Source organism: Algoriphagus faecimaris, from assembly GCF_900101705.1.
Classification (GTDB): Bacteria; Bacteroidota; Bacteroidia; order Cytophagales; family Cyclobacteriaceae; genus Algoriphagus; species Algoriphagus faecimaris.
Map to the genome: position 1 here is coordinate 1 of NZ_FNAC01000070.1, position 10,520 is coordinate 10,520.

Annotated in this window: 6 protein-coding genes; 3 read left to right on the top strand and 3 right to left on the bottom strand. The window is 43.4% G+C overall.

Annotated elements, in window-relative coordinates; all coding sequences use genetic code 11:
* The 3 genes from BLQ57_RS20040 to BLQ57_RS20050 all read left to right on the top strand — a co-directional run.
* A partial coding sequence (locus BLQ57_RS20040) for a DUF7507 domain-containing protein (RefSeq protein ID WP_092824210.1) occupies positions 1-2,586 on the top strand: 2,586 nt, incomplete at its 5' end.
* A 12-nt stretch (positions 2,587-2,598) separates the two neighbouring features.
* Positions 2,599-3,573, top strand: a complete 975-nt coding sequence (locus BLQ57_RS20045; protein WP_087941392.1) for a PorP/SprF family type IX secretion system membrane protein — start codon at positions 2,599-2,601, stop codon at positions 3,571-3,573.
* 2 nt (positions 3,574-3,575) lie between these two features.
* A complete protein-coding gene (locus BLQ57_RS20050) occupies positions 3,576-5,972 on the top strand; it encodes an OmpA family protein (RefSeq protein ID WP_240507885.1) in 2,397 nt (798 codons plus the stop codon).
* 87 nt (positions 5,973-6,059) lie between these two features.
* Here the strand turns inward: BLQ57_RS20050 and rluF are convergent, their stop codons facing one another.
* The 3 genes from rluF to BLQ57_RS20065 form a co-directional block, all read right to left on the bottom strand.
* A complete protein-coding gene (gene rluF, locus BLQ57_RS20055) occupies positions 6,060-6,788 on the bottom strand; it encodes a 23S rRNA pseudouridine(2604) synthase RluF (protein ID WP_087941394.1) in 729 nt (242 codons plus the stop codon).
* A gap of 95 nt (positions 6,789-6,883) precedes the next feature.
* Positions 6,884-10,132: a WD40/YVTN/BNR-like repeat-containing protein gene (locus BLQ57_RS20060; RefSeq protein WP_205635648.1), complete on the bottom strand. Its 3,249-nt coding sequence runs from the start codon at positions 10,130-10,132 to the stop codon at positions 6,884-6,886.
* Between the two features lie 40 nt (positions 10,133-10,172).
* A partial coding sequence (locus BLQ57_RS20065) for an IS1595 family transposase (protein WP_139162639.1) occupies positions 10,173-10,520 on the bottom strand: 348 nt, incomplete at its 5' end.

Sequence of the window (10,520 nt, forward strand, 5' to 3'; positions counted from 1 at the left end):
AGCCTAAGCACAGTAGGTCAAGTGACTTATTTTGCAGCTGCGGTGAATGATGAGACAGGATGTGAAAGCTTGACTAGAACACCTGTTACCTTGACAATCAACCCTGCACCAGTTGCCCCAATTTCTGGAGGTAATCAATCCAGCTGTTTGATCGAAGAAGGACAGATACTCACAGCAAATGCTACAGTTCCAGCAGGATTCAGTGTCGTATGGTACACTTCTGCAGAAGGAGGAGCTACCACAGCAAATCCAAGCCTTAGCACAGTAGGTTCTGTAACTTATTATGCAGCAGCAGTGAACAATGAGACAGGATGTGAAAGCTTGACTAGAACCCCTGTTACTTTGACCTTTGATACTTGTGAGATTTCTATAGAAAAGACAGCAGATGTTGATTTTGTAAATCTCGCAGGACAAGAAATAAATTACACCTTGGTAGTGACCAACCCTGGAACTGCCGATCTGACCAATGTAGTAGTAAATGATCCATTGACTGATTTTACTCAAGTAATTCCAGTCTTGGCTGCAGGAGCATCTGTAGAGCTTGAGACCTCTTACACTGTAACTCAGGAAAACATAGATTTTGGATCTATTACCAATACTGCCACAGTAGTAGGCAATAGTGCTGAGACTGAAGTGTCTGATGAAAGCAGCGCAGTAGTAAATGCAGAGCAAAATCCTGACATCACTATCGTGATCACGGATAACGATGCGGATATTACCGAAGCAGGTCAAGAAATTGACTATACTATCACAGTCACCAACACAGGTAATGTAACCTTGGAAAACGTGACGATAGTAGATTCGCAGACTGGTCTTGTGATCAACGTAGGTACGCTACAGCCTGGAGAAAGTACCTCAGTAGATACTTCTTATGAAGTAGATCAGGTAGATGTGGATAACGGTAGCGTGACCAATGAGGCTTCAGTAACTGGTGAAAGTCCAAATGCTGGGGATGATGATCCTACAGCTACTGATACCGTAACTACTCCAATTACACCTGTACCGAGCATCAACCTGATTAAGTCTGCAGACAAAGATGCGGTTTCGGAGGCAGGAGAGTTGATTACTTACACGCTTACAGCGACCAATACAGGTAACGTAACCTTGAGTGATGTGACGATTACTGACCCACTTACAGGATTAGAAGAAGTGATCGAAACAATGGCTCCAGGAGAGGTAGTGGAATTGACCACAACCTACACGGTGACACAGGAAGACCTTGATTCAGGTGAGATCGTCAATGTGGCAGTTGCTGAGGGCCAGTCTCCTGATGAGACCCCGGTATCTGATGAAGCAACCGAAACAGTTGAATCACTGCAGTTGCCTGCAATTGAAATGGTGAAGACTTCCGATACGGATGAAATCCAGGCAGCAGGTCAGGTGATAATCTACACCTTGACAGTCACCAACACTGGTAATGTTACGCTGACTGATATAGTAGTCACTGATCCAATGACAGGACTTGAAGTAAATGTGGCTACACTTAGCCCAGGAACTTCTGAAGTGATAGAGACAGAGTACGTGGTAACTGAGTCTGATCTTGAAGAGCTATCTCTTGTCAACGTGGCAACTGTGACAGCGACTACTCCAGATGATACAGAGGTTGAAGACAGTGATGACCATACAATAGGCATCGGTCCAAGAGAGATCATTGCTAACGATGATGACTTCGGTACCTACTTCGTAAGCTACGGTGGAAGACTGGGTAACATTCTAGAAAATGATCTACTCGATGGTCAACGACCTGATCCAGCAGATGTGGATTTTGAATTCACCGAACTTGATGGAGTGATTGGTCTTTTGATCGACGAAGATGGTGAGTTGAGTTTGATACCAGGAGTGAATGAAGCCAGAGAATACAATCTGGAGTACATCCTTAGGGAGACAGTCTTCCCATCCAATAGCGATGATGCTAAGGTGGTATTTAGACTCTTGAATGACAATGTGAACCTGAGCATTACTAAAGAGGCAACTCAGGAGATCATTTTCGAAGGAGACGAATTTGAATACGAGATCGTGGTGAGTAACATTGGCGGATTTGACGCCAGAAACGTGGTGATCACAGATCAGTTGCCAAGCGGAGTAGAATACATCAGCAATGAAGTTGCTTCTAACAGTAGTAATGCTGAGGTGTCTACTACAGTAACTGGAAGTACCATTACATGGACTATCGGATTCTTCCCTGCAGATGCTACTATCACATTCATTGTGAGAGTGAAAGCTGGAGCAGCTGGATCAGTAACCAATACAGCAGTAGTAGGTGCTGAAGAAGAGGATACCGACGAATCGGACAACGAGGCGACTGATGTAAGTCAAATCAGACCATTCAGGATTCCAAACGTAATCACGCCAAACGGTGACGGAGACAATGACACCTTTGAAATTCAGGGTCTCGGTAAATTTGTGAGCAATACGATCACGATATTCAACAGATTCGGTGATCATGTTCTCGAGAGAGATAACTACAATAACGACTGGGATGCCCCAGGTCAAGTAGCAGGTACTTATTTCTATGTCCTTGTGGCAGTGGATGAGTCAGGTAGAGAACATGAATTCAAGGGCTGGATCCAGGTAATTAAAGACTAATCAAGAAGCGTTATGAAAAATACTTTTAAAATCATCGGAATGACCCTACTGGTGGCCTTTATGGCCACCGGAGGGACTTTTGGACAGCAGCTCCCCCAGTTTAGCCAGTATATCTTCAACGGATTGCATGTCAATCCTGCCTATGCTGGATATAAGGGAGAGCCGTACATCCAATCGACCTATAGGAGTCAATGGGTTAACTTCCCCGGAGCACCGGAGACCTTCACACTGACGGCTGACCTGAGTGCCAATGAAGGTACAATGGGCTTTGGATTCACCATCCTCTCTGATCAATTGGGGCCTGCAAAGACCACCGGAGGATCTTTGGCCTATGCTTACAGGATTCAGACTGGGGCTAAAGGTTTCCTTGGCTTGGGAGTTCAAGCAGGGGTAACAGAGTACTCCATAGACGGTTCGATGCTAGACCCAAATGACTTTCCAGATTCGGAGATTCCGATGGGCAGGATCAACCTCTTTACTCCTAATTTGAATACTGGTCTCTTCTATCACAATGATAAGTTTTATGCAGGCTTCAGTGTGTATAACATGATAGGTAAAAACTCCCTCGAAAGAGAGGATGTTGCGTTAGCTTATCATGATTTCCACTATTACCTAACTATGGGAGCCCTGTTTGACCTGAGCTCTATGGTGAAGTTTAAGCCTAGCTTCTTGATCAAAGAAGTAAAAGGAGCGCCCACCAGTTATGACATCAATGCGATGTTCCTATTTGGTGAGCGGATCTGGGTCGGCGGTTCTTACCGTTCCAACATGAAAATATGGAACGATAACTTGGAGTCGAATCTTTCCAATAGAAACGCTGTGGCGGCAATTATCGAAATCTTCGCTACAGATAGGTTGCGTTTAGGTTATGCTTATGATGTTAACACAAACGTACTGAGTGATTACAGAAACAACTCTCATGAGCTTTCTGTAGGCTTCTACATGACCCCAAGAAAAGCAGTTATGAAAAACCAAAGATGGTTCTGATTATGAAAAAGACATTGACGATTATAAGTATTTCAGCCAGCTTATTTTTAGGGATAGTTGGGGGAGCCTCAGCGCAGAAAACTAAAGTTCGCTATGCTGATGAGCAGATGGAGTTGATGAACTATCAGCATGCCATCGAGCAATACCAAGAAGCTTACGCAAAAAAGCCAAGCTATGGTGTAGCAAAAAAAATAGCCGAAGCCTATGATAGGGTTAGGGACTATGACAAATCCTATGAATGGTGGTCCAATGTAGTTGGATATGAGGAAAAAGCAGAGCAAGGCGATTTTGCTAATCTGCTTTCAGCAGCTCAGTTGACAGATAAGCGTGAAGAAGCCTTGAGCCTAATTCAGGCAAGAGGAGTATCTGCAGACTCTTTGGATGTTGAAAACCTGATTAGTGTTTCAGCTCGAAAGAAGGTGAAGCTAACCAATGTAGCTGAGCTAAATTCCGATGCCTCCGACTTTATCATTGAGGAAGATGCTAACGGAAACAAGTTCTTTGTTTCAGACCGCGGTGGAACTTACAGCAGTGAAATGCCGGGTATCCGAATTGATGGAAGAAACAAGTTTTTCAGTGATGAAAAGCAGGATTACACCGACCGTGAATACTTCAGCATCTACAAAAAGAACGAAGAAGGAGAAATCGCCGAGGTGATGTCCAATGTACCGGGAACCTTTAATTTTTCCGATCCGAGCTATGCCAAAGAGGCAGGTATCCTATTTTATTCAGTAACCCGGGACATTAAAAAGGTTAGGAAAAACAGAAATATTGTTGTTCAGCCTGAAATCTATTACAGTAAAGTAAACGATAATGGCGAATTGGAAGGGTTTACTCCCTTTCCTTTCAATGATTCTTTAGGTCATGCGGTCATGCATCCTTTTGTGGATGAAGAGGCCAAGCGACTGTATTTTGCCTCCGATATGGCTGGCACTTTGGGAGGATTGGATATCTTCTATTCCGAGTACGACGAAGAGATGAACTTTTCTCCGCCGGTTAACTTGGGAAGTCCGGTAAATACCTCCGGACATGATACCCACCCTTTCCGAAAAGGCGATAAGTTTTATTTCTCTTCCGCAGGTCATCCCAGAGTGGGCGGTATGGATGTCTACGAAGCAAATTACAGTGCCTCGGGTATCAGCAATGTTCAGAACATGGGCATGCCGATCAACTCCATCGCCGATGATTTTGGATACCGTGAACTGGAAAACGGGGAGATTTACCTGTCTTCCAACCGGGACGGAGGCATGGGACTCGATGATATCTATCTGATGGAAGATGTGTATAAGCAGTTTCTTGCCCGTGTGATTGACTGTGATGGTGTCATTATCAATGACAGCTACATGGCCACCTTGAGAGACAAGACACAAAATGGCAATGTACAGACCCAGAGAACCCCGAAAGGGGAATTGGCTGCAGAATTGGAACCGGAGAGTGACTTTTCGATCAGTATCTCCAAACCGGGCTATTTTACATTGACCGATGACAATATCAGCACTAAAGGCTTTGAAGGTGATACCGTGAAGAGAGAATACAAACTCAGCCCGATCCCTTATCAGCTTCCGGTTTTTGTGGACATCGTGTATTATGATTTGGACAAATATGTGATCCGGGAGGATGCAAAAGAGGCGCTTGACAAAGTGGCTGAGGTGATGAAGAAATATTCCTTCCTTGACCTTTTGGTAGCATCACACACTGACTCCAGAGCATCAGATGAATACAATATTACCTTGTCCAACAATCGGGCAAAGGCAGTTACTGAGTATATGGCTCAATACAATATTTCCGCTGACAGAATCAGATTGGAATGGTTTGGAGAGCAGAATTTGGTGAATGACTGTGGAAATGGAGTTCCTTGTTCCGAAGTGGATCATCAGCTGAACAGAAGGTCTGAATTGGTGCTGGAAGCCTTTCCTGACCCTACTAAGCAGTATGATATTCCCGCAGAGCTAAAAGATATGGACTTCTGTAATCCGGAGGACATCTTTGAGATGGTTCAGAAGGAGATCAACGATATTCCTACCATCTATTTTGACTTTGACAAGTCGATGTTGAGATCGGTTCATAAGCAGGACTTGGAGCGTGCGGCAATCATGCTGCAGCGTATGCCAAACTTGATGTTGTTTATCGAAGGACATACCGATCAGAGAGGAAGTGACGAGTACAACGAGTCACTATCCGAGCGCAGAGCTGATGTGGTGAAAGAATACCTGATCAAAAGAGGCATAGAAGATAGCAGAATGGAGCACAAGTGGTTTGGAGAAACCAAGCCAGTGCACGACTGCACCTCAGGAACCTGTACTGAAGCGATGCATCAGCTTAACAGAAGAACTGAACTTCGGGTTGGCAAAGGAGCTTTCACCTATACTGGAAGACAGAAAAAAGTGGATACCATGTAATCAATCATGATAAGTTTATAGAGTAGAGTATTAGTATCGGAAAAAGGGCTTCAATCGAAGCCCTTTTTTTTATTTTCATTATCTAAATTAGACCGTTTTAGAGCTGCCTTCAATCATTTGATTGATTTCATCGAGCTCTTTTTCGGTCAAATCCCTCCATTTTCCTACCGCAATATCTAAATGTATATTCATAATCCGGACGCGTTTTAATTGCTTGACTGTGTAGCCAAAGTATTGTGTCATCCTACGGATTTGCCGGTTCATCCCTTCGATCAAAATGATACGGAATTTGAAAGCGCTTATTTTTTGAACTCTACATTTCTTAGTTACTTTGCCCAATATGGGTACGCCATTAGACATTCGCTGAATAAATCGATCGTCAATAGGCTTATCCACAGTGACTATATATTCCTTTTCATGTTGATTGCCAGCACGTAAAATTTTATTGACTATATCCCCTTCGGAGGTAAGGAAGATCAAACCTTCACTATCTTTATCGAGTCTTCCAATTGGAAAAATACGCTTAGGGTGACCGATAAAGTCTATGATATTATTTTTTTCACCTTTGGTATCGGTAGTCGACACGATTCCAACAGGCTTATTAAAAGCGATGTAGGTATGTTTCTGAATTGGTTTCCCTATAATTTTGCCATCCACAGCTACTTGGTCAGTAGGCCCTACTTTGGTCCCAAGTTCAGGTACTTTGCCGTTTAATGTAATTCGCCCTTGCTCCAGCAACTTATCTGCTTCTCTTCTCGAACAAAAGCCCACCTCGCTGAGGTATTTATTGATCCGGATGTATTGGTCTTTTTCCAAACTTTTTGATTTGATCTTGCAAGTTAAGTTTTCCTGAAATATTGACCCGAATATTAAAAATGAAAAAGCTCCGACAAATTGCCGGAGCTTTAATTCTACTCATTCAATCCTTTAATTGGAGGAGCACCGTTTGCTTTCAATCGCTGAGCCAAGGACGGTATGGTCTCATTGACCAATTTAGTTAACTCTGAAGCAATGGGTTCGTATTCCTCTTTTCCAGCTTCCAAAGATGATTTTTGCATGCCTGTCGGACCATAAGTCCCACTTGCACCTCTATATGCAGCGGATATTCTATCCGAAAGTGTAGGAGGCATTGGATCAAAAATTTCTCTTTGAGCTAGATTCCCATTGATTTTTGACTCTAAATTTAGCAAGGATTTTTCTGCTTCGTGTAGATCCCTCATCAAACTTGCATCAGCTTTTGTAGATCGGGAAAGTGAAGCTTGCATGGCTTTCACTGTATTCATCGCCTCTTCCAAGGATAGATTCGTTGCCTGTACATTATTCACAAAAGACTGTATTTCAGTTCGGAAAGATTTTATTTCATCCAGCGACTTACTTGGTAAAGCGCCTTTTCTTAGAGGTTTAACTTCAAAAGAAACTGCTTCAGCTAGTTTAGAAATATCACCGTTTTGCTGTACTTCCAAATATGCGGAATAGTTGCCCGGCAGAGCCATCATTCCTCCCCTACTTCCTTGTTCAATTGACTCAGGATTAATCAACCCTTGAGCAGCTAGACTCAGATCCCAGGTAGTTCTGTGAAAACCTGCAGTCGTATTGGCTTTGACGCGCTGTACAATATTCCCCTCATCATCAGTGATTACCAAATGAATTTCTGGACTTTTTTCCATCATCTCAGCTTCCAGTACATCAAACCCCGGAAATGGAATCGACTGATCTTTCATCCCAGCTTCCTTTTTCTGCCGCTCAGCTTTTGCACTGCTCAGTCCATCTTTGATGAAGTAAGAAAAGGTGACTCCAAAGTCGGGATTGGGAGCAGTCCAAAAATCATCACCCATACTACTTTGTGTCCTTCTCTGAGCATACCAATAGCCATCTCTTGGTTTGAACAGCTTAGCGGATTCATTTAATGTAGTTTCGGTAATTTCCCTTAATGGGCTCATATCATCCAGTATAAAAAAGCCTCTTCCAAAAGAAGCTCCTACCAAATCGTCTTCTCTGCGCTGTATAGTAATGTCCCTAAAGGAAATAGTGGGAATTCCTCCCGGTAGTTTGATCCACTCTTTTCCTGAGTTTGGGGTGAAATAAATACCAAACTCTGTAGCTAAAAATAATAGATCCCTTTTGACATGATCTTGTACTATTCGCCAGGTCAGGAGTGTCGAAGGAAGGTTTCCATTGATTAAGTTCCAAGTTTTCCCAGCATCACTACTTTTGGCCACATAGGGCTTAAAGTCTCCTTCTTTGTGATTATCCAAAACCACATAAACTGTTTGCTCGTCAAAAAGATCAGCCCTTATGTCATTGACAAAAGCATTAGCAGGTACACCCGGAATACTTCCTACTTCTACTGCTGTCCAGCTTTCCCCACCATTGAGGGTCGATTGGATCAGACCATCATCTGTACCAGCGTATAGAATTTCTGGATTGATAGGGGACTCTCCCAGTGAAGTAATGGTACTGAAATTAGACATGGCATAGACGTCCCATGCGTTATCCCAGCTTTGGTTTTTGCCCATGATTGGTTGCTCGAGTCGCTCCTTTTTCTTAGTCAAGTCCTCCGAGATTGCTGTCCAGGAATCTCCTCGATCAGTAGATTTCCAAACTCTATGCGAAGCAAAATATATCGTACTAGGGACATGTTGACTCGGTAAAATAGGAGCATCCCAATTGAACCGCTCTTCCCCTTCTCCTGCAGCAGGCTGAGGCTGGATAAACACAGCTTCTCCTGTAATTCTATCCAATCGATTGAGGTATCCCTGCTGAGATTCAGCATAGCCGATTTCAGGATTCCCTGGTTCTACAGCAGATTGATGTCCATCTCCTCCTAGTACCCGAGACCAATGAGCATTGGATATTCCAATCTGATCATCGGTTCTTGATGGTCCTCCATGGGAGCCATTATCTTGGGTTCCACCATAGATATTATAAAATGGTTCGGCATCGTCGACGGCAAGCTTATAATATTGGGTAAGGGGTAAATTGTCAAAGTACTTCCAGGTTTTAGCCCCATCCATCGTTTGGTAAATTCCACCATCTGTCCCTAATAGCAGGAAATCAGGTTCATCTTCGATGAAATTCAAGGAATGACTGTCTGAGTGTGTTGAGAAAGTATTAAGTAGTTCAAAAGTTTTCCCATGGTCATATGAAACTTGCATTCGCACATCAATCAAATAAATGGTCCCAAAGTCATGGGGAGAAGCATAGACTTCTTGATAATAATGGGGTCCAGTCGCACCAGCTACAGCATCAGACATTTTCTCCCAAGAGGCGCCCTGATCTGTGGTCAAATAAACTCCTCCTGATCTTCTAATCAATTCGATGGTCGCATAGACATAATCCGGATTTTGTGGACTGATGGCCAAGCCTATTTTACCGGTGACACCAGTGGGAAGCCCATTCTTCAGTTCGATCCAAGTCTTTCCCCCATCAGTGGATTTATGAACTCCACCTTTTTCTCCTCCGCCCATGTAGGCAGCGACAGTTCTATGTCTCTGCCAGGTAGCGGCGTAAATCACCTTCGGATCCCTAGGGTCCATTACAATGTCGGCAACTCCCGTCCATTCCTCATCTCCTAGGGTTTTTTCCCAAGTTTTTCCTCCATCCTCAGAGCGATAAAATCCTCTTTCTCCACCTTTGTTCCATAGCGGTCCCTGAGAGGCAACATAAATAATATTCGAATCTGTCGGGTGGACGATGATTTTTCCGATATGTTGGGAATCCTTCAATCCCATATTTTGCCAAGTGGCACCTCCGTCTTCACTTAGGTACACCCCATCGCCAAAGGAGATGTGCCGACCTCCGTTGTTCTCACCTGTTCCAACCCAGACTCTATTTGGGTTATTTGGGTCTATGGTTACACAGCCTATCGCAAAGACGGGTTGATCATCAAAGATGGGTGTCCATGTTGTTCCCGCATTGATCGTTTTCCAGACTCCACTAGATGCAGTCGCCACATACCAAGTATTTTTATTTTCGGGATGAATGGCTATATCTGCTATCCTTCCTGAAGTAAAGGCAGGGCCAATATTTCGGAATTTGAAGGCAGAAAAATCCTGTTTTGCCAAATTGGAACTCTCCGGAGTGTTTGTTTTTCGCTGGGCATGGATAGAAAAGCTGAACAATAGCATCATCATCCATAGGCCCATGGATTTTATTTTCATAATAGATAGATTTGGTGGTTGAGAAGGTAAGATAATATGATTATCCGCAATCATGCCAGTATGGGTAAATTGAAGCAATAATGAGTCTGTCAAAGAGTTTTTGACCGAAGTATCTTCTGTTTAGCTTGTAACAAAACTCATCCAGATAGTTCTGCATCATTCGTTCGCTGATCATATGGTATGTCTGCAGGTGTTTCTTTAAGTTACTGATGGCAATATGAACCCATTTGAGGTTAAAATTGCCTTCTTGTGTACCAGAGATTTCTCTGACATGAACATCAATACAATCACTCAGGTCTGAGAAGGTGGTACTTTTATCTGTTTGAAGCACAGCGTTTGAATCAATGTAATCCTTGATTAAATGCTGTGCGGTTTTCGCCTCCAAGTT

Coding starts and splice junctions, on each gene's coding strand:
- BLQ57_RS20060 (WP_205635648.1), bottom strand. CDS start 10,132: ATGAAAATAAAATCCATGGGCCTATGGATGATGATGCTATTGTTCAGC.
- BLQ57_RS20045 (WP_087941392.1), top strand. CDS start 2,599: ATGAAAAATACTTTTAAAATCATCGGAATGACCCTACTGGTGGCCTTT.
- BLQ57_RS20050 (WP_240507885.1), top strand. CDS start 3,576: ATGAAAAAGACATTGACGATTATAAGTATTTCAGCCAGCTTATTTTTA.